The 18,541-nt window shown below is 63.2% G+C and carries 15 protein-coding genes and 1 pseudogene; 5 read left to right on the top strand and 11 right to left on the bottom strand.

The window, feature by feature from the left end; genetic code table 11:
- Positions 1-16: 16 nt before the first annotated feature.
- The 10 genes from ACP7E3_RS04275 to ACP7E3_RS04230 all read right to left on the bottom strand — a co-directional run bounded on the left by ACP7E3_RS04275 (position 17) and on the right by ACP7E3_RS04230 (position 11,776).
- Positions 17-994: an NAD(P)-dependent oxidoreductase gene (locus ACP7E3_RS04275; protein WP_426122372.1), complete on the bottom strand. Its 978-nt coding sequence runs from the start codon at positions 992-994 to the stop codon at positions 17-19.
- The gene (locus tag ACP7E3_RS04270) at positions 994-2,289 is read right to left on the bottom strand and encodes an MFS transporter (protein ID WP_128192512.1); all 1,296 of its coding nucleotides are present in this window, start codon (positions 2,287-2,289) and stop codon (positions 994-996) included. The genes ACP7E3_RS04275 and ACP7E3_RS04270 overlap by 1 nt, the downstream gene beginning before the upstream one ends.
- Positions 2,290-2,334: 45 nt before the next feature.
- A complete protein-coding gene (locus tag ACP7E3_RS04265; protein WP_046383172.1) occupies positions 2,335-3,276 on the bottom strand; it encodes a sugar kinase in 942 nt (313 codons plus the stop codon).
- A complete protein-coding gene (locus ACP7E3_RS04260; RefSeq protein ID WP_057005239.1) occupies positions 3,269-4,051 on the bottom strand; it encodes a sugar phosphate isomerase/epimerase family protein in 783 nt (260 codons plus the stop codon). Before ACP7E3_RS04260 ends, ACP7E3_RS04265 begins: the two co-directional genes overlap by 8 nt.
- Positions 4,052-4,127: 76 nt before the next feature.
- Entirely contained in the window at positions 4,128-5,144 is a 1,017-nt protein-coding gene (locus ACP7E3_RS04255; RefSeq protein WP_108526620.1) for a LacI family DNA-binding transcriptional regulator, read from the bottom strand.
- Between the two features lie 109 nt (positions 5,145-5,253).
- On the bottom strand, positions 5,254-5,853 hold the full coding sequence (locus tag ACP7E3_RS04250) for a LysE family translocator (protein ID WP_426122368.1): 600 nt from the start codon (positions 5,851-5,853) through the stop codon (positions 5,254-5,256).
- 54 nt (positions 5,854-5,907) lie between these two features.
- The gene (locus ACP7E3_RS04245) at positions 5,908-6,747 is read right to left on the bottom strand and encodes an AraC family transcriptional regulator (protein ID WP_108526594.1); all 840 of its coding nucleotides are present in this window, start codon (positions 6,745-6,747) and stop codon (positions 5,908-5,910) included.
- Between the two features lie 75 nt (positions 6,748-6,822).
- Positions 6,823-7,464, bottom strand: a complete 642-nt coding sequence (locus ACP7E3_RS04240) for a DUF1345 domain-containing protein (protein WP_017848412.1) — start codon at positions 7,462-7,464, stop codon at positions 6,823-6,825.
- 52 nt (positions 7,465-7,516) lie between these two features.
- On the bottom strand, positions 7,517-10,606 hold the full coding sequence (locus ACP7E3_RS04235) for an efflux RND transporter permease subunit (RefSeq protein WP_057005244.1): 3,090 nt from the start codon (positions 10,604-10,606) through the stop codon (positions 7,517-7,519).
- A 12-nt stretch (positions 10,607-10,618) separates the two neighbouring features.
- A complete protein-coding gene (locus ACP7E3_RS04230) occupies positions 10,619-11,776 on the bottom strand; it encodes an efflux RND transporter periplasmic adaptor subunit (protein WP_046383181.1) in 1,158 nt (385 codons plus the stop codon).
- 225 nt (positions 11,777-12,001) lie between these two features.
- Here ACP7E3_RS04230 and ACP7E3_RS04225 point away from each other — a divergent pair.
- The 4 genes and pseudogenes from ACP7E3_RS04225 to ACP7E3_RS04210 all read left to right on the top strand — a co-directional run bounded on the left by ACP7E3_RS04225 (position 12,002) and on the right by ACP7E3_RS04210 (position 15,718).
- A pseudogene (locus tag ACP7E3_RS04225) lies at positions 12,002-12,704 on the top strand (response regulator).
- 3 nt (positions 12,705-12,707) lie between these two features.
- Positions 12,708-14,012: an ATP-binding protein gene (locus ACP7E3_RS04220; RefSeq protein ID WP_046383182.1), complete on the top strand. Its 1,305-nt coding sequence runs from the start codon at positions 12,708-12,710 to the stop codon at positions 14,010-14,012.
- A 58-nt stretch (positions 14,013-14,070) separates the two neighbouring features.
- Positions 14,071-14,841 carry a class I SAM-dependent methyltransferase gene (locus tag ACP7E3_RS04215; protein WP_017848417.1) on the top strand — a complete coding sequence of 257 codons (771 nt, stop codon included), beginning with the start codon at positions 14,071-14,073 and terminating at the stop codon, positions 14,839-14,841.
- 91 nt (positions 14,842-14,932) lie between these two features.
- Positions 14,933-15,718 (top strand): sulfite exporter TauE/SafE family protein, encoded by a 786-nt coding sequence (locus ACP7E3_RS04210; RefSeq protein WP_046383183.1) that lies wholly within the window; start codon positions 14,933-14,935, stop codon positions 15,716-15,718.
- Between the two features lie 38 nt (positions 15,719-15,756).
- Here the strand turns inward: ACP7E3_RS04210 and ACP7E3_RS04205 are convergent, their stop codons facing one another.
- Positions 15,757-16,857 (bottom strand): GNAT family N-acetyltransferase/peptidase C39 family protein, encoded by a 1,101-nt coding sequence (locus ACP7E3_RS04205; protein WP_046383184.1) that lies wholly within the window; start codon positions 16,855-16,857, stop codon positions 15,757-15,759.
- Between the two features lie 94 nt (positions 16,858-16,951).
- Between ACP7E3_RS04205 and ACP7E3_RS04200 the strand changes: the two genes are divergently transcribed.
- A complete protein-coding gene (locus tag ACP7E3_RS04200) occupies positions 16,952-18,538 on the top strand; it encodes a RimK family protein (RefSeq protein WP_108526598.1) in 1,587 nt (528 codons plus the stop codon).
- Positions 18,539-18,541 lie beyond the last annotated feature (3 nt).

Here is an 18,541-nt window from a genome sequence, read left to right as displayed (position 1 = left end):
TGTGTTGTGTCAGAAGCTATTGCATCCAGGCGCCTGGATTCACCAGGTTTTTCGGCTTCTGACCGGCGAGCGCCGCGAGCAGATTATCCACCGCGCACTCGGCCATCGCTTCCCGCGTCTCATGGGTCGCCGAGCCGATATGCGGCGTGGCCACCACATTGTTCAAGCGCAGCAACGGCGAGTCGTGGGGCAGCGGCTCGCGCTCGAACACATCCAGCCCCGCCGCGCGAATCGTGCGCTGCTGCAAGGCCTCGACCAGCGCGGCTTCATCCACCACCTTGCCGCGGGAGATATTGATAAAGATCGTCTCCGGGCCCATCAGGGCGAATTCTTGCGCGCCGATCAACCGCTCGGTTTCGGCGGTGAGCGGCAGTGTCAGGCAGACGAAGTCTGCTTGTTGCAGCAAGTCGTTCAGGCGACGGTACTGCGCGCCGAACCGTTCTTCCACCAGTGGCTTGGGCGAGTGACTGTGGTAGAGCACCGGCATGCCGAAGCCGAAATGCCCGCGCTGGGCCAGCGCTTCACCAATGCGGCCCATGCCGATGATGCCCAGGGTCTTGCCATGCACGTCGCTGCCGAAATGCGCCGGGCCGATGTTCTTGTGCCACTGGCCGGCACGCACCATATCGGCCAGTTCGACCACCCGGCGTGCGGTGGCGAGGATCAGCGCGAAACCGGTGTCGGCGGTGGTTTCGGTCAGCACATCGGGCGTGTTGCTGAGCAGGATGCCGCGCCGGGTCAGGTACTCGATGTCGTAGTTGTCGACGCCGACGGACACGCTGGCCACCGCCTCCAGTTGCGGTGCCAGGTCCAGCAACGCGGCGTCCAGGCGCAGGCTCGCGCCCAGCAACCCATGGGCGCCGGGGAGGGCGTCGCGCAGTTTGGCCAGGCCGGGCGGGTCGAGCGCGTCGATCAGCGTGACCTCGGCGTGCTCATGCAGCCGGGCCATCAGCGGCGCGGAGAGTTTTTTGTACAGAACGACAGACTTTTTCATCAGGTCTTCACCTTTAATTCGAGGGACTGCAACGGCGCGCGCTCGCGGTCGCTGGCGCCGGGTTTGAGGAAAATCGTCAGCACCACCGAGACCATCAACGCGCCGCTCATCAGCAGGTAAGAGGCGCCGGGGGAACCGGTACTGCTATTGAGGTAACCCACCAGGTACGAACCGCCGAACGAACCGAGCGCGCCCATGCTGTTGATCAACGCCATGGCGCCGCCGGCGACGTTGGCCGGCAGGATCTCCGGGACAATCGCGAAAAACGGTCCATAGGGCGCATACATGCACGCGCCGGCAATCACCAGCAGGGTGTAGGACCACCAGAAATGTTCGGCGCCGAGCACGTAGGACGCATAGAAAGCGATAGAGGCGATCAACAACGGCGGCCACACAAACCGCTTACGTTTTTGCAGCTTGTCCGAACCCCACGACACCACCAGCATGCCGATCACCGCCGCCAGGTACGGCAGCGCCGACAACCAGCCGGCCTCGACCATGTCCATCTGCAAGCCGGCCTTGAGGATCGACGGCAGCCACAGCACAAAGCCGTACACGCCGATGCTCCAGCAGAAGAACTGCAGCGCGAGGATGATCACCTTGGGCGAGCGAAACGCTTCGGCGTAGTTCTTCACCGCTTTGATCCCCACCTGTTCGGCGGCGAGGGCGGTTTCCAACTGGTGCTTTTCGCTGTCGCTCAGCCACTGGGCATCCTTGGGCCGCTCATCGGCCAGGCGCCACCAGATAAACGCCCACAGCACCGCCGGCAGGCCTTCGACGATGAACATCCAACGCCAGCTGAAATGCTGCACCAGGTAGCCGGACACCACCGACATCCACAGCATGGTCACCGGGTTGCCGAGGATCAGGAACGTATTGGCCCGCGAGCGTTCGGCACGGGTGAACCAGTGGCACAGGTACACCAGCATCGCCGGCATCACCGCCGCTTCGACCACGCCGAGCATGAAGCGAATGGCGACCAGCATGTAGGCGTTGGACACCACGCCGGTCAGGGTGGCCAGGCCGCCCCAGAGGATCAGGCTGACGAAAATCAACTTCTTCACGCTGCGCTTTTGCGCGTAGATCGCGCCCGGCACCTGGAAGAAAAAGTAACCGAGGAAGAACAGTGCGCCGAGCAGGGACGACATGCCGGGTGTGATCATCAGGTCTTCAGCCATGCCGCTGGCGGCGGCGAAACCGTAGTTGGCGCGGTCCAGGTACGCCAGGCTGTAGGTGATAAAGACGATGGGCATGATGTACCACCAACGGCGGGTGGCGAGTTTCAAGGTATCCATGGGGTTGCTCCTGAGCTTGTTGTAGTTGTGGCAACAGGGAGTGGGTCAAGCAACGGATCGGGTCGGCAGCTCCGTGCGTGTGGGTAAGCCTTCCATATCGCCGCGGCTCTGCACGGCACGGCTGCCGATCCAGTTGCCGCGGTGTACCGCCTCGGGGAAGCTGAGGTTTTCCAGCAGGGCGCTGATCATGCCGACGGCAAAGCCATCACCGGCGCCGACGGTGTCGACCACTTTGTCCACGCTCACGGCGGCGACAAAGCCTTGGTCCAGTTGGGTGCGGTAATACGCGCCGTCCGGGCCGAGCTTGATGGCCACGGCTTCGGCGCCCTGGTCCAGGTAAAACGCGGCGATGTCCGCCGGGTCGTCGAAACCGGTAAGCAGGCGACCTTCGCTCAAGCCCGGCAAGACCCAATCGGCCAAGCCTGCGAGGGCGTTGATCTCGCGGATCATCTGCTGCTGGCTGGGCCACAGCGCCGGGCGCAGGTTCGGGTCGAACGACACGCTGCGCCCGGCCTTGCGCATTTGCGTCATCAGCTCGCGGGACAACTCGCCGGTGGCCTTGGACAAGGCCGGCGGGATGCCGGTGGCGTGCAGGTGGCGCGCCTGCAGCAGCGCCGGGCTGATGGCTGCGATGGATAAGTGACTGGCCGCCGAGCCCTTGCGGAAGTACTCGACCTGGGGATCATCGCCGGCTTCTTCGCGGGACTTGAGCTGAAAACCGGTGGGGTGCAGCGGGTCGACCGCCACGTGCCGGCAATCCAGGCCTTGTTGCTTGAGCGTGTCGAGCACAAAGCGGCCCAGGGAGTCGTTGCCCACCCGGCTCAGCCAGGCGACGTTGAAGCCCAGGCGCGACAGGCCGATGGCGACATTGCTGTCGGCCCCGGCGATGCGTTTGTGGAAGTGGCCCACCTGGGCCAGGTCGCCGCTCTGTTCGGCGACAAACATCGCCATGGTTTCGCCGAACGACAGGATATCGATCTCAGACATGGGCGTACTCCGCACGGGGTTGGCCAAGCAGGGCGAGGGTGGCGACCTGCTGGGCGGTGACTTCGACCAGGTCGTCGCCTTGCAGCGGGAATTCCACCGCCCGGGTAATACCTTGAGTCATGTGGCCCAGCAGTTGTTCCCACAGATGCAGGTCGGTGGCGCCGGGCGGCAGTGCCACCAGCTTGCCGTCCGCGCGACGCGCCACGGCCTTGCAGTGCAGGTAGTCGACATGCCGGCCGAGCAGGCGCGCGGCGGTGAGCGCGGACTGGTCCTGCCAGTGCCAGTTACCGATATCGAACGTCATCTTCACCGGCAGGCCAAGGCGCTCGACTTCGCTGAAGAAACGTTGCAGCGGTTCGATGCGGCCGCCATGCAGGGTCTGGTCGTTTTCCACCAGCAACTTGACCGGGTGGCGGTTGAGCAGGGCGTGCAGGCTGTGCAGGTCGTTGGTGTCGGTGAAGTAGCCGAGGGAGACTTTCAGCCAGCGCGCACCAAAGGCCTGGGCGCGATCAAGGGTGGCGGCGAGCTCGGCATTCGGCTGGGCGCGGCCGGCGACCCACAGTTCCAGCGGCGAAGAGAACACGCACTCCAGGCCTTGTTCGGCCGCCGCCCGGGCCAGTTGTGCCGGTTGTTCAATGGTCAGCAGCTCTTCGCGCCACTCGATGCGCCGGGCACCGGCCGCCGCCAGCAGGGCGACGAAACTCAATTGGCCCTGCTGGCGGACGAGGTCGGCGCCGTAGCTGGAAAGGCTGATGGAGACGGGGTATTCATGCATGATTGTGTACCTCTGAAACCGGTTTCATTTTTATGCGCAACCTATTGAATTGACGCCCGCGAGGGCTCGACAGCGGCTACGAGGTGGGTTGGGTGGAACCGCGAACGATCAGTTCGGGCAGGAAATCCAGGGTGCGGGCCGGCGCCGTATCGCCGCGCAGGCGCTTGAGCAGGCAGTCGAAGGCACTGGCGCCAATCGCCTGCGTCGGTTGGGCGAGGGCGGTGATGCCGGTGCCCACCAGCGGGTACCAGTCCAGGTCATCCAGGGCGATCAGGCCGACGTCCGCGAACAGGTCGCACTCCAGCGCCTTGAGCGCGCGGGTGCAAGCGAGGGCGGCGATGCCGTTGGCGCAGAACACGGCTTTGGCGCCGGGCTTGGCCAGAAAGGCGCGCAGGCGCTTTTCCAGCGCGCCGTCCAGTTCCAGCACCGTGCCGCTCAACGCCGGGCGGCGGGCAATCTCGGCGGTGAAACTGTCAAGGCGCTCCAGGCGCGAACTGGTGCCATCGGTGGCCTCGCTGACCAGCACTATCTCGCGGTAGCCCTGTTGCTCAAGGTGTTCCAGCGCCATGCGTACCGCGGCCGGGTTATCCAAACCCACCAGGTCGCTGCGCAACGGTGCGACCTTGCGGTCCACCAGCACCAGGGGCATTTCCCGTTGCAGTTCCAGCAGTTGTTCGAGGTGGTGGCCGAGGGTGTTCACGATCAGCCCTTCGATGTTGTACGAGCGTAGCGCCGCCAGGTGCTGGCGTTCCTGCTCGTCATCGCGGTCGGTGTTGCACACCACCAGGCTGTAGCCGTGCTGGCGGCAGGCGGTTTCGACACCGTGCATCACGGCGATGGAATAGGGGTTGCGGATATCGGCCACCAGCATACCGATCAGGCGCGTGCGCCCGCGTTTCAAGCCACGGGCCATCTGGTTGGGGCGGTAGCCGAGTTCGGCGATGGCGTGCTCGATGCGCAGGGCGATGGCATCGGAGAGCAGGGCGCGATCGTCGCCGATGAAGCGCGACACGCTGGCTTTGGACACGCCGGCGCGCTGGGCGACGTCGAGCATGGTCACGCGGCTGCGCTGGGCGGCAGAGAAACTGTTCACGGTCATCGACCTTCTATTTTTATTGGAATGACTGAAACCGGTTTCAGGAAACCACTAAAGTACGAAAGCCGTCAAGAAGTTGTAGGACAAAGCCAGATAGCCGGTGTGTTCAGGCCAGCACACTTAACCAAGCCGCCGCCAACAGCAGCAAGGCCATACCGCGGTTGAAACGCTGCATGGCGCTGGTCGAATGCAACACCCGTGCGGATCCGGCACCCAACAGCGCCCAGGTGCCCAGGCAGGGGATCGATATCAGGAAAAACGCCAGGGAGAGGTACACCACCTGGTTTTGGCGCTCCGCACCATTGCCGGTAAAAACGCTGACTACGGCCAGTGCCATCATCCAGCTTTTCGGGTTGATCAATTGCAGGCTGGCGGCGCCGATCGGGCTCAGGGGTTTTTGGCGTGTATCCGCTTCGATGGTCCGGGTGGGGGCGCTGAAAATCTGCCAGGCCAGGTAATTCAGCCAGGCAATGCCGATCCATTGCATGGCGGTTTGTACCTTGGGTAGCTGCACCAAGGATCGGCCAAACCCCGAGCCCACCACCAGCACGAGCAGCGCCGCGCCGGCGCAGGCGCCCAGGATGATTGGCAGCGTGGCCCTGAAACCGAAACGGGCGCTGTTGCTCAGTACCAGGATATTGGTCGGGCCGGGGGTAATTGAGGCGACGAAGGCAAACAGCATGAAAGGCAACAGCGTGGACAGCATGGGGGACGACTCCGATAGACCCATTGATGGCGTCGATCTTCACAAGCCCGCGTATCACCTGTCTGGAAGATTTGAGCAGCGCTTGCGGTAGGCCGCCGGTGTCAGGCCATAGGCGCGCACGAACCAGCGGCCCAGGTGGCTCTGATCGGCAAAACCCAGGGCGATCGCCACATCGGCCGGTTGTTCACCCTTGGCCAGCAAGTGCCGCGCGCGGGCCAGGCGCAGTTGCACCAGATAAGCATGGGGCGGCAGGCCAAACGCGCTCTTGAACGCACGGGTCAGGCGGAAGCGGTCGACGCCGCAGGCCAGCGCCAGGGCATCCATGCCTACATCGTGATGCAGGTGGGCATGCAGGTATTCCCGGGCTTTGTGGGCGACCAGCGGCAGGCGTGGGTCGTCACGGTAACGGCTGCGCCAGTGGAGCTGGCCGGTGAGGCGTTCGAGCAACTGGTCCATGGCCCGTTGTCGCACGATGCGCAACTCGCCGCTGTGCAGGGTGCGAAAGGCTTGGCTGGTGGCGAGGGCCAGGCGCGGGTCGTTGGTCAAGGTCGCGGCAAAACTCAGCTGGCTGTTGACGGGAGCCTCTTCGAAGACCGCGCTCACTTCCCGCGTCAACCACTGCGGGTCGAGGTAGAGCATGTGGTAGGTAAAACCGTCGGCCGTGGGCGCGTCGCCGTCATGCAACTCGCCGGGTTCCACCAGGAACACCTGGCCGGGCACGCTGTTGTGGCGCGTGCGGCGGCAGTTGAATTGCTGCACGCCTTGTTCGGTCACGCCGATCAGGTAGCTGTCGTGCCAATGGGGATCGTAGGCATGGCCTTCGAAATGCGCGCGCAGGGTCTCGATGCCAGTGTCGGCGTCCTGGGACAGATCGATCCAATTGTGCGCGGCCATCACAACACCGAGGCGGAATAGACGATGCTATCTAGCGCCCATCGAGTCGTGGGCGTCTAGAAGGTTTGTGCAGCATCAATTGAACAGTCCCGCGGCAATATTGATCGAAAAGCCGAGGATCGCCGTGTTGAACAGAAACCCGATCAGCGATTGTCCCAGTACCACCTTGCGCATGCTGCGGGTGGCAACGCCCACGTCCGACGTTTGCACGGCGACGCCGATGGTGAAGGAAAAGTACAGGAAGTCCCAATAGTTGGGGGTCAACAACCCCTCGGCAAAGCGCAGCGCCGGCTCTTTGCCGGCCCAGGTGTAATAGAGCCGGGCGTAGTGAACGCTGAAGATCACCCCGATCAACAACCATGAGCCGATGACCGTCAGGCCGGTAAAACCGTAGTGCAACAGCCGCTCGGCGGTGCTCAGGTCCTTGCTGCCGACCAGTTCGAAGGTGATGGTGGCCAGGCTGGCGATGGCTGCGATGCACACCGTGAACAGCACCAGGCCGGCGTTTTCATCCTCGATCTCGGCGATGCGTTTGACGTCTTCGGCCTTGGCGCGGATGGTCAGCCACAGCATCAGCACCAGGTAGATCCAGACGCCGGCATTCCAGCCGATCAGGATTTTGCTCACGAGTGTATCGGCGGGTACCAGGATGCCAACGGCAAGGCCCAGGACGGCGGCGCAAGAGAGGCGAGGGTGGGTGCGGGCGAGGAAGGGCATGGGTGCTCACAACAAGGGCGGTTGTGAGCACCATAGCGCATTTTTGCGCGGGTTATGGACGCTTGCGCACCAGCTTCATGACGACCACAAAGAACACCGGCACAAACACTACCGCCAGCGTCGCAGTGATCATCCCGCCGATCACCCCCGTACCGATCGCTTGCTGGCTCGCCGAACTGGCGCCGGTGGCAATCGCCAGGGGCACCACGCCGAGGATGAACGCCAGCGAGGTCATGATGATCGGCCGCAAGCGCAGCCGCGCGGCCTTCAAGGTCGCGTCGAGCAAGTCTTCGCCCTGCTCGTACAGGTCCTTGGCGAACTCGATGATCAGGATCGCGTTCTTCGCCGACAGGCCGATGATGGTGATCAGCCCGACCTTGAAGAACACATCGTTGGGCATGCCGCGCAAGGTCACGGCCAACACCGCGCCGAGCACGCCCAGCGGCACCACCAGCAGCACCGATGTCGGGATCGACCAGCTTTCATACAGGGCGGCCAGGCACAGGAACACAATCAGCAGCGACAGGCCCAGCAACAGCGGCGCCTGGGAGCCGGACAGGCGTTCCTGCAACGACAGGCCGGTCCATTCCTGGCCCAGGCCCGCCGGCAGTTGGTTGACCAGGCGCTGGATTTCTTCCATCGCCTCGCCCGTGCTGTGCCCCGGTGCCGCTTCTCCGGAAATGGCGATGGCCGGGTAGCCGTTGTAACGGGTCAACTGCGTCGGTCCCTGGGTCCACTTGGCTGCGACGAACGCCGACAGCGGCACCATCTCGCCGGCCTTGTTGCGCACGTTGATCTTCAACAGATCCGCGACCTGGCTGCGTTGGTCGCCTTCGGCCTGCACCACCACGCGCTGCATGCGGCCCTGGTTGGGGAAGTCATTGATGTAGGCCGAACCGATGGCCGACGACAGTACATTGCCCACATCGGCGAAGGACACGCCCAGCGCGTTGGCCTGCTTGCGGTCGACCTGCAGTTGCACTTGCGGCGCTTCGGCCAGGGCGCTTTCACGCACGTTGGCCAGGATCGGGCTTTTTCCCGCAGCGTCCAGCAGTTCGGTACGCGCCGCCATCAACGCCGCGTGGCCGACGCCGCCACGGTCCTGCAAGCGGAACTCGAAACCGCTGCTGGTGCCGAGGCCGTCCACCGGTGGAGGCAGGATCGCATAGGCAATCGCGTCTTTCAGTTCGGTGAACGCCATGTTGGCGCGGTCGGCAATCGCGGCGGCCGAATCGTCGCTGCTGCGTTGCGACCAATCCTTGAGCGTGGTGAACGCCAGCGCCGCGTTCTGCCCGGAGCCGGAGAAACTGAAGCCCATGATCATGGTGGTGTCACCAACCCCGGGCTCTTCGGCGTTGTGCGCTTCGATCTGTTCGGCCACCTGCACCGTGCGGTTCTTGCTCGCGCCCGGCGGCAACTGGATATCGATGATGGTGTAACCCTGGTCTTCCACCGGCAGGAACGAGGAGGGCAGGCGACTGAACATCAGCCCCAGGCCCACCAGCAGCACCAGGTAGATCAACAGGTAACGGCCGCTGCGCTTGAGGGCATACGCCACCCAGCCTTCGTAGCGGTCGGTGAGCCGTTCGAAACGCCGGTTGAACCAGCCGAAGAACCCGCCCTTGGCGTGGTGCTCATCCTTGGCGATCGGCTTGAGCAGGGTCGCGCAAAGTGCCGGGGTCAAGGTCAGGGCGAGGAACGCCGAGAACAGGATCGAGGTGGCCATCGACAGCGAAAACTGCTGGTAGATCACCCCCACCGAGCCTGGCATGAACGCCATCGGCAGAAACACCGCCACCAACACCAACGTAATGCCGATGATGGCCCCGGTGATCTGGCCCATGGCCTTGCGCGTGGCCTCTTTGGGCGACAGGCCCTCGCTGACCATGATCCGCTCGACGTTCTCCACCACCACGATCGCATCGTCCACCAGGATACCGATGGCCAGTACCATGCCGAACATGGTCAGCACGTTGATCGAGAACCCGAGCAACAGCATGGTGGCGAAGGTGCCCATCAACGCAATCGGCACCACCAGGGTCGGGATCAGCGTGTAGCGCACGTTCTGCAGGAACAGGAACATCACCGCGAACACCAGCGCCATCGCTTCGAGCAGGGTGTAGACCACCTTGGTGATCGAGACTTTGACGAACGGCGAGGTGTCATACGGGATCTTGTATTCGACATTGGCCGGGAAGTAGCGCGACAGCTCATCCATCTTCGCCCGCACCCGGTTCGCGGTGCTCAGCGCATTGGCGCCCGGCGACAGTTGCACACTGACGGCGGTGGACGGCTTGCCGTTCAGGCGTGTGGAAAACTGGTATTCCTGGCTGCCGACTTCCACCCGCGCCACATCGCCGATACGCACGGTGGAACCGTCGGGGTTGGCCTTGAGCACGATGTCGGCGAACTCGGCCGGCGTGGACAACTGGCCCTTGACCAGGATTGCCGCGGTGATTTCCTGGGTCTTGGTGCCCGGCAAGTCGCCGATGCTGCCGGCGGAAACCTGGGCGTTCTGCGCGCTGATCGCGGCATTCACGTCGGCCGGGGTCAGGTTGAAACCGATCAGCTTCTGCGGGTCGATCCACACCCGCATGGCCCGCTCGGCGCCATACAGCTGGGCCTTGCCCACCCCGTCGAGGCGCTTGAGTTCGTTCATCACGTTGCGCGCCAGGTAGTCGCTGAGCGCCACGTCATCGAGCTTGCCGTCGCTGGAGGTCAGGGTCACCAGCAGCAGGAAGCCGGCGGAGACTTTCTCCACCTGTAAACCCTGCTGGGTCACCGCCTGGGGCAAGCGCGATTCCACGGCCTTGAGGCGGTTCTGCACATCGACCTGGGCCATCTCCGGGTTGGTGCCCGGCTGGAAAGTCGCGGTGATGGTGGCCGAGCCGAGGCTGCTCTGGGATTCGAAATACAGCAGGTGATCGGCGCCATTGAGCTCTTGCTCGATCAGGCTGACCACGCTTTCATCCAGGGTCTGCGCCGAAGCGCCGGGATACACCGCGTGGATTTCCACTTTCGGCGGCGCGACGTTGGGGTACTGGGCCACCGGCAACTGCGGGATGGCGAGCGCGCCGGCCAGCAGGATAAACAGGGCGACCACCCAGGCGAAGATCGGGCGGTCAATAAAGAACTGCGGCATGGTCAAAGATCCTTATTGGCCGGAAGCCTGGGCGGGCGGTGGCGGGCTGTCATCCACTTGAACTTTTTCACCGGGACGCGCGTGTTGCACGCCCTCGACGACGATGCGGTCACCGGCCTTGAGCCCGGCGCTGACGACCCAGCGGTCATCGATCACCGCGCCCAATTCCACCGGTTGCAAACTCACGGTTTGTTCGGCGTCCAACAACAGCACCATCGGGATGCCGGCGCTGTCGCGGGTGATCGCGCGTTGCGGCACGCTGATGCCTTGGCGGTCGACCGCCTGTTCCAGGCGCACGCGCACGAAACTGCCGGGCAGCAGGTCGAGGTCCGGGTTGGGGAACTCGCTGCGCAGGATGATCTGCCCGGTGCCGGGGTCGACGCTGATCTCGGCGAAGAGCAATTTGCCCGGCAGCGGATACAGGCTGCCGTCGTCCTGGATCAGCGTGGCCTTGGCCTGGTCCTGGCCGACCTGTTTCAGGCTGCCGGCGCGGAAGGCGCGGCGCAGCTCGTTCAACTCACGGGTGGACTGGGTCAGGTCGGCGTGGATCGGGTCCAATTGCTGGATGATCGCCAGCGGCGTGGCCTCGTTCTGGCCGACCAGCGCGCCTTCGGTCACCAGCGCACGCCCGATGCGCCCGGAAATCGGCGCGGTGACGGTGGCGTAGCCCAGGTTCAGTTTGGCCCGTTCGACGGCGGCCTTGTTCGCGGCGACCTCGGCGTTGGTCTGGCGCAGGGCGGCGCGGGCGTTGTCGTAGTCCTGGCCGCTGATGGCGTTGCCTTCGACCAACTGGCTGTAGCGCTGTTCTTGCAGGCGCGCCTGGAACGCATTGGCCTCGGCCTTGCTCAGGTTGGCCTGAGCACTGTCCAGGTCGGCCTTGAACGGGGCTGGGTCGATGCGAAACAGCACGTCGCCCTGTTTCACGTCATGGCCTTCCTTGAACACCCGCTGCATCACCACCCCGGCGACCCGCGCGCGCACTTCGGCAATGCGCGGCGCGGCAATGCGCCCGCTCAGTTCACTGCTGATGGACAGGGGTTTGGCCTCGAGGGTTTCGATGCGGACTGTGGCCAGGGGCATTTCCGGTGCTTCGGCGGACGACTCGTCACACGCACTCAGGGCGAGTGTCAGGGCCAGCAAGCAAAACGGCGCAAACAGATTCTTCGACATGCTCTTATCCCAATATTGACTGGTGCATCCTAATGTCGCCGGCACTGCGCTGCTGTGAAGCTGTGTAGGTCGTCTGTGAAGAAATGTAAGGTGCAGCCCACGTTCGGCCGCGGACGTATATCCTTGCACAACCTTGCAAACACTGAAGATCAAATGTGGCAGGGCGCAAGTCCCCCCCCACATGGGATTTGTGTAAGACCCATAACTGCATTATTTGGAAACACCATGCCCAACATCCTCCTGGTCGAAGACGACGCCGCGCTCTCCGAGCTGATTGCCAGCTACCTGGAGCGCAATGGCTACCACGTCAGCGTGCTGAGCCGGGGCGACCATCGTTCGCGAACGCGCGCGGCTCAACCCGCCAGACCTGGTGATCCTCGACCTGATGCTGCCCGGCCTCGACGGCCTGCAGGTGTGCCGTTTGCTGCGCGCCGATTCGGCGGGCCTGCCGATCCTGATGCTGACCGCCCGCGATGACAGCCACGACCAGGTGCTGGGCCTGGAAATGGGCGCCGACGACTACGTCACCAAACCCTGCGAGCCCCGCGTGCTACTGGCCCGGGTCCGCACGCTGTTGCGCCGCAGCAGCTTGTCCGAACCGCAGGTGGCCAACGACCAGATCGTCATCGGCAACCTGTGCATCGACCTGTCGGAACGCACCGCGACCTGGCGCGAGCAGGCGGTGGAGTTGTCCAGCGGCGAATACAACCTGCTGGTGGTGCTGGCGCGGCATGCCGGTGAAGTGCTCAGCCGCGATCAGATCCTGCAACGCCTGCGCGGGATCGAGTTCAACGGCACCGACCGCTCGGTGGACGTGGCCATCTCCAAGCTGCGCCGCAAGTTCGACGACCACGCCGGGGAAGCGCGCAAGATCAAGACGGTGTGGGGCAAAGGCTATCTGTTCAGCCGATCCGAGTGGGAATGCTGAGTCATGTTTCGTGTGCTGCTGCGTCTCTATCTGATCACGATCGTCACCTACAGCGCGGCGATCTTCCTGATTCCCAAGCTGGTGATCCAGGTGTTCGAGCACCGCTACGTGGACTACAACGTCGAACAGTCCCGCGGCCTGCAGAAACTCATCGTCAAGCAATACCAGCGGGCGCCGGTGGAGCGCTGGTCCCAGGTCACCGAGCAACTGGGCCGTGACTTCGCGCCGCTCAAGGTCGAACTGCTGTTGCACCAGGACGCGCGCTACACCCCCGAAGAAGAGCAGCTGCTGGCCCAAGGCAAGCCGGTGATCCGACTGGGCGAGTGGGGGTGGATGGCCGAGGTCAGCTCACCGATCAACCCGCAGTTTGCGGTCAAGCTGACGATCCCGCCGGACTCGCTGGACATGAACCTGCTGTACTGGTCGATGAACGTACTGATCGGTGCCGCGCTGCTCGCCTGCCTACTGGTATGGCTGCGCCCGCACTGGCGCGACCTGGAGCGCCTGAAAAGCACTGCCACGCAGTTGGGCAAGGGGAATTTTGGCGAACGCACGCGCATTCCGCCAAGTTCCAATATCGGCAGCCTGGCGACGGTGTTCGACACCATGGCCGACGATATCGAACACCTGTTGAACCAGCAGCGTGACTTGCTCAACGCGGTCTCCCACGAACTGCGCACCCCCCTGACGCGCCTGGATTTCGGCCTGGCCCTGGCGTTGTCCGAAGACCTGCCCCAGGCCAGCCGCGAGCGCCTGCAAAGCCTGGTGGCGCATATCCGTGAGCTGGATGAGCTGGTGCTGGAGTTGCTCTCCTATAGCCGCCTACAAAACCCTGCGCAGCTGCCGGAGCGGGTCGAGGTGGTGCTCGACGAGTTTGTCGACAGCGTGCTGGGCAGCGTCGACGACGAACTGGAGCACCCCGAGATTGTGATCGACGTGGCGCTCGACTGCAGCGTCGAGCGCTTCAGCCTCGACCCGCGCCTGACCGCCCGCGCCCTGCAAAACCTGCTGCGCAATGCCACGCGCTACTGCGACAAACGCATCCAGGTGGGGGTCAAGGTATGTCCCACGGGCTGCGAAATCTGCGTGGACGATGATGGCATCGGTATTCCGCCGGACCAGCGCGAACGTATCTTCGAGCCGTTCTATCGCCTGGACCGCAGCCGCGACCGCTCCACGGGCGGGTTTGGCCTGGGCCTGGCGATCAGCCGGCGCGCCCTCGAAGCCCAGGGCGGCACCCTGACCGCGCAGGCTTCACCGCTCGGCGGTGCGCGGTTTCGTGTGTGGTTGCCGAGTGTGACGGATTAGAAAAACCGGGTGGGAAGGCGCACACTGTGTCCCCGCTTTACCCGAGGAGAGATTGGCAATGACCGGTGTTCACACGTCTGCGCAACAGGGTTTTTCGACCCAGGCCGTCACTTACGCCCAGGGCCGACCGAACTATCCGCGGCAACTCACGGGCTGGCTGGCTGACGTACTGCGCATCGACGCGCAGTCGACGGTGATCGACCTGGGTGCCGGCACCGGCAAGTTCACGCGCCTGCTGAACGCCCTGGCGCCGACGCTGATTGCCGTCGAACCCGTGCAGGCGATGGCTGCGCAATTGGCCAGGTTGTTGCCGGATGTGCGCTTGGTCAACGGCACCGCTGAATCCATCCCCCTGGCGTCCGCCTGCGCCGATGCGCTGGTCTGCGCCCAGTCCTTCCACTGGTTCTCCACCCAGGCTGCGTTGGCGGAAATTCACCGCGTGCTCAAGCCCGACGGGCGTCTGGGGCTGGTGTGGAATGTGCGGGATGAATCGGTGGACTGGGTGGCAGCGATCACCGCGATCATCACGCCTTACGAGGGCGATACGCCGCGCTTTCACAGCGGAAAATGGCGCGAGGCGTTCACCGGCGAGTATTTTTCCGCCCCCGAGATGACCTGTTTTCCCTACAACCACGTCGGCAGTCCGCAGGAAGTGATCATGGATCGCTTCCTCTCCGTCAGCTTTATCGCGGCACTGCCCGCCGCTGAAAAAGCCGAGGTCACCGCGCAATTACGCAACCTGATCGCCACTCACCCGGCGTTGAAAGGCCGCGATACCGTGGCCTTTCCCTATCAGACCCAGGCCTACGTTTGCCAACGACTGACGTAAAAGGCATAAAGTCAGATCATATTGATATAAGTGGTTATAAGAAAAATCGCTATCCTGCGGCCAGAATTTTACAAGGCCGCAGGTAGCTGTGATGGATGTGGGTAACGTTGGTTTCGTAGTTGCAGGCCTGATCGTTGGTTTTATCGTCGGCATGACCGGTGTCGGCGGGGGCTCCTTGATGACCCCGATCCTGCTGTGGTTCGGCATTAACCCGGCCACCGCCGTGGGCACCGACTTGTTGTACGCCGCCATCACCAAGTCCGGTGGGGTGCTGGTGCATGGCAAAAACAAGAATATCGACTGGACCATCACCGGCTGGCTCACCTTGGGCAGCGTGCCCGCGGTGCTGCTGACCCTGTGGTTCCTCGCCAGCCTGCACACCGACCCCAGCGCGATGAACGCGGTGATCAAACAGGCGCTCGGCGTGGTGTTGCTGCTGACCGCCCTGGCGATTCTGTTCAAGCATCGCCTGTTGGCCTTCGCCCAGCGCCATGCCGGCGACGATTACCACATGCACCCGCGCAACCTGAACGCGCTGACGGTGGTCACGGGGGCGGTCCTCGGCACCATGGTGGCACTGACCTCCATCGGCGCCGGAGCCCTCGGCACCGTGGCGCTGTTTATCCTTTACCCATTCCTCGCCACGCGGCGCCTGGTCGGCACCGAGATCGCCCACGCCGTACCCCTGACGCTGGTAGCGGGCCTGGGCCACGCCGGCATGGGCAATATGGATTGGCACCTGCTGGGCTTTTTGCTGATGGGGTCGCTGCCGGGTATCTACATCGGTAGCCACATGGCCGGTAAAGTCCCGGACGGCGTGCTGCGCCCGTGTCTGGCGATCATGTTGATGAGCATCGGTTATAAGCTGGCTTTCTAAGGTACGCGGTCGCGTATTGCCGCTGCTCACCGCCTCGATCAAGCCGGTGGCTTGAACAGCACCACCGCCGCGCGCAATTTGTTGTTGCCGAACCGGCACATGCGCTCGAACTCCGCGTGGCTGACCGGCAGGTGCTGGCAGTCCAGGGGCTGGCGGTGCTGGCTGTGGTCCACATCCGGGTCGTGCAAGTAGACGAAGTCGTCGTCGCAGTCGGTGACCATCACCCAGTGCGGCGACTTGGAGCGGGTCAGCCGATAGCTGCTGATCAGCACCAACGGCTGCCCGCCGTCGCGCAGTACCCTGGGCAGATCCAGCGCGCCGCCGAGCACTTGCTCGACCGTGCTGGTGGCCAACTCTTCCTCGAAGGCGTCATGCACTAAACGCATGACGTCCTTTTTATGTTGATCGCGCACGCCGTCGAGAAACAACGGCCCGCGTACATTCACCTGCATCCGCACACGAAAGCCCCGACGCCAGGCGGCCAGCGCCAGGCCTTGAGGGCTGCAACCGCCATGGCCGGCGGTCATGAACACGGTGGTCGCTTCACGCCAGATTTGCAGTTCTTCGCGGCGTGTGGCGACGCGCTCCGGCACCAACGCGCCCATGGCCATCAGCAGGCAGGCGGCGCCACAGGTGAAGTCGGTGGTTTGCGGGTAATACGGCACACGCTCCACGCGCGCGTCCTGGTGCTGGACGATGCGTTTTTCCAGGCGCAGGGCGGGAGCGTGGTCTTCGTAGTAATCGTTGATCAGCGCAAAGCGCCGGTAGCCGTTGCGTTCATACAGGGCGAGGGCGCCGGGGTTGTCGCTGCGCACTTCGAGGCGCAGGTACGCACAGTCGTGCTCCACCGCGCAGGCCTCGATGCGACTCAGCAACTGCTTGCCCAGGCCGAGGCCGCGCGCGTGTTCGGCGATGGCAATCGAGTACAGCCGCGCCAGGGACGTGCCGCGATGGAACAACACCAGCGCATACCCGAGCAATTGGCCGTCCTGTTCAGCCACCAGCAACTCGCCATGGGCGCGGCTGATCATCCAGTGAAAACTGCGCGGCGACAGTCGATCGGTGGTGAAACAGTGCTGTTCCAGTGCCACCAATGTCGGCACATCGCTGGGGGTTGCAACGCGAAAGAAAAGAGCCATATGACCGCCGTAAAAGTTGCGTAATGAAACGGGACTTCTCTAAAAGATCGTGCTTAATAGAAAAGGTCGAGTTCTCTAAAGCGGATCAAATATTATGTCGGCGGTACAAAGTCATTGGCGTGAAGTATCCGAGCAAACAGTCGCGGCGACAATAACTTCCAAAGGTTATTTTTCTGCTCCGCCCAGAGGCACGAGCCAAGTGGTGATCATTGTCGAACGCAAGGAAGACTGGGCCTCCTACTTCCCCAGCGAAGACATCGTCACGGCCCAGGAATATCTCGAACAAACCCGCGAAAGCGAGACCGGCAAGCGTGTGCAGGTGATCAACCTGTGTCGCGGCTACAAGTACCTGGGGCACGGTTACTACTGCTCACTGTTGGCCGAGGCTCGCGGGCACAAGGTGATTCCATCGGTGCGGACCATCAGTGAACTGACCAAGAAGTCACTGTACGGGCTGGCCCTGGACGACCTGGATAAAACCCTCGATAAAGCCTTGAGTCATCATCTTTACAGCAATACCGAAGGCTTTACGCTGACACTTTATTTTGGTCGAACCAATATAGAACCGTTGCAGGAGTTGGCCCGCCAACTGTTTGAAGCGTTCCCGTGTCCGATCTTGTTAGTTGAGTTCAAAAAGAATAACGGCTGGCATATCGAAGGGGTCAAGTCTGGCATCTTGCACAAGTTGCGCGATGACCAGGAAGACCAATTCGCCCACGCCCTCGACAACTTCAGCCGCAAGATCTGGCGTCAGCCGCGCTCACGCCGATTGGCCCGCTATGACCTGGCGATCCTGCATGATCCCCAGGAGCAATTGCCGCCGTCCAACGCCAGGGCCCTGGAAAATTTCATCAGGGTCGGCAAGGGTTTGGGTATCGATGTGGAGCTGATCGAGCGCAAGGACTACGCGCGCCTGGCCGAATACGACGCCTTGTTGATCCGCGAGACCACCAGCGTCGACAACCATACCTACCGTTTCGCCAAGAAAGCCGAAAGCGAAGGCCTGGTGGTGATGGACGACCCCGCGTCGATCCTGCGCTGTACCAACAAGGTCTACCTCACCGACCTGCTCAACAGCCATCAACTGGGCATGCCGGCCACCGAGATTCTCTACAAGGAACGACCGGAAGACTTCGAACGGGTCGGCGAACGCCTCGGCTTCCCCCTGGTGCTGAAAATCCCCGACGGCTGTTTCTCCCGCGGGGTGATCAAGGTCGAAAGCCAGGAAGCGTTGCTCAAGGCCACCGCCGAACTGTTCGAGCATTCGGTGCTGCTGTTGGCCCAGGAGTTTTTCTACACCGAGTACGACTGGCGCATTGGCGTACTCAACCGCAAGCCGATCTTTGCCTGCCAATACTTCATGTCCAAGGGCCATTGGCAGATCTACAACCACAAGGCCATCGGCGCGGACATCAACGGCGAATGCCGCACCCTGGCGGTCCACGAGGCGCCCAAGGCCGTGGTGGAGCTGGCGGTGAAGACCGCCAACCTGATCGGCGACGGCCTCTACGGCGTGGACCTCAAGCAATCGGGGGACAAAGTGGTGGTGATCGAGGTCAACGACAACCCCAACCTGGATGCCGGTATCGAAGATGCCTACTTGCAGGACGACTTGTATGGCCTGGTGCTGGAGGAATTCGTCCGACGCCTGGAGTTGAAGCGTCAGGGCCAGGTCTGGTGAGTC

The organism is Pseudomonas sp. PSPC2-3, from assembly GCF_049898265.1.
GTDB classification, from domain to species: domain Bacteria; phylum Pseudomonadota; class Gammaproteobacteria; order Pseudomonadales; family Pseudomonadaceae; genus Aquipseudomonas; species Aquipseudomonas veronii.
This window is presented reverse-complemented; position numbering and strand designations above follow the sequence as displayed.

What these genes read in the sequence shown, in the direction of transcription:
- ACP7E3_RS04275 (WP_426122372.1), bottom strand. Translation starts at nt 994, where the DNA reads ATGAAAAAGTCTGTCGTTCTGTACAAAAAACTCTCCGCGCCGCTGATG.
- ACP7E3_RS04270 (WP_128192512.1), bottom strand. Translation starts at nt 2,289, where the DNA reads ATGGATACCTTGAAACTCGCCACCCGCCGTTGGTGGTACATCATGCCC.
- ACP7E3_RS04265 (WP_046383172.1), bottom strand. Translation starts at nt 3,276, where the DNA reads ATGTCTGAGATCGATATCCTGTCGTTCGGCGAAACCATGGCGATGTTT.
- ACP7E3_RS04260 (WP_057005239.1), bottom strand. Translation starts at nt 4,051, where the DNA reads ATGCATGAATACCCCGTCTCCATCAGCCTTTCCAGCTACGGCGCCGAC.
- ACP7E3_RS04250 (WP_426122368.1), bottom strand. Translation starts at nt 5,853, where the DNA reads ATGCTGTCCACGCTGTTGCCTTTCATGCTGTTTGCCTTCGTCGCCTCA.
- ACP7E3_RS04245 (WP_108526594.1), bottom strand. Translation starts at nt 6,747, where the DNA reads ATGGCCGCGCACAATTGGATCGATCTGTCCCAGGACGCCGACACTGGC.
- ACP7E3_RS04240 (WP_017848412.1), bottom strand. Translation starts at nt 7,464, where the DNA reads ATGCCCTTCCTCGCCCGCACCCACCCTCGCCTCTCTTGCGCCGCCGTC.
- ACP7E3_RS04235 (WP_057005244.1), bottom strand. Translation starts at nt 10,606, where the DNA reads ATGCCGCAGTTCTTTATTGACCGCCCGATCTTCGCCTGGGTGGTCGCC.
- ACP7E3_RS04230 (WP_046383181.1), bottom strand. Translation starts at nt 11,776, where the DNA reads ATGTCGAAGAATCTGTTTGCGCCGTTTTGCTTGCTGGCCCTGACACTC.
- ACP7E3_RS04220 (WP_046383182.1), top strand. Translation starts at nt 12,708, where the DNA reads ATGTTTCGTGTGCTGCTGCGTCTCTATCTGATCACGATCGTCACCTAC.
- ACP7E3_RS04215 (WP_017848417.1), top strand. Translation starts at nt 14,071, where the DNA reads ATGACCGGTGTTCACACGTCTGCGCAACAGGGTTTTTCGACCCAGGCC.
- ACP7E3_RS04210 (WP_046383183.1), top strand. Translation starts at nt 14,933, where the DNA reads ATGGATGTGGGTAACGTTGGTTTCGTAGTTGCAGGCCTGATCGTTGGT.
- ACP7E3_RS04205 (WP_046383184.1), bottom strand. Translation starts at nt 16,857, where the DNA reads ATGGCTCTTTTCTTTCGCGTTGCAACCCCCAGCGATGTGCCGACATTG.
- ACP7E3_RS04200 (WP_108526598.1), top strand. Translation starts at nt 16,952, where the DNA reads ATGTCGGCGGTACAAAGTCATTGGCGTGAAGTATCCGAGCAAACAGTC.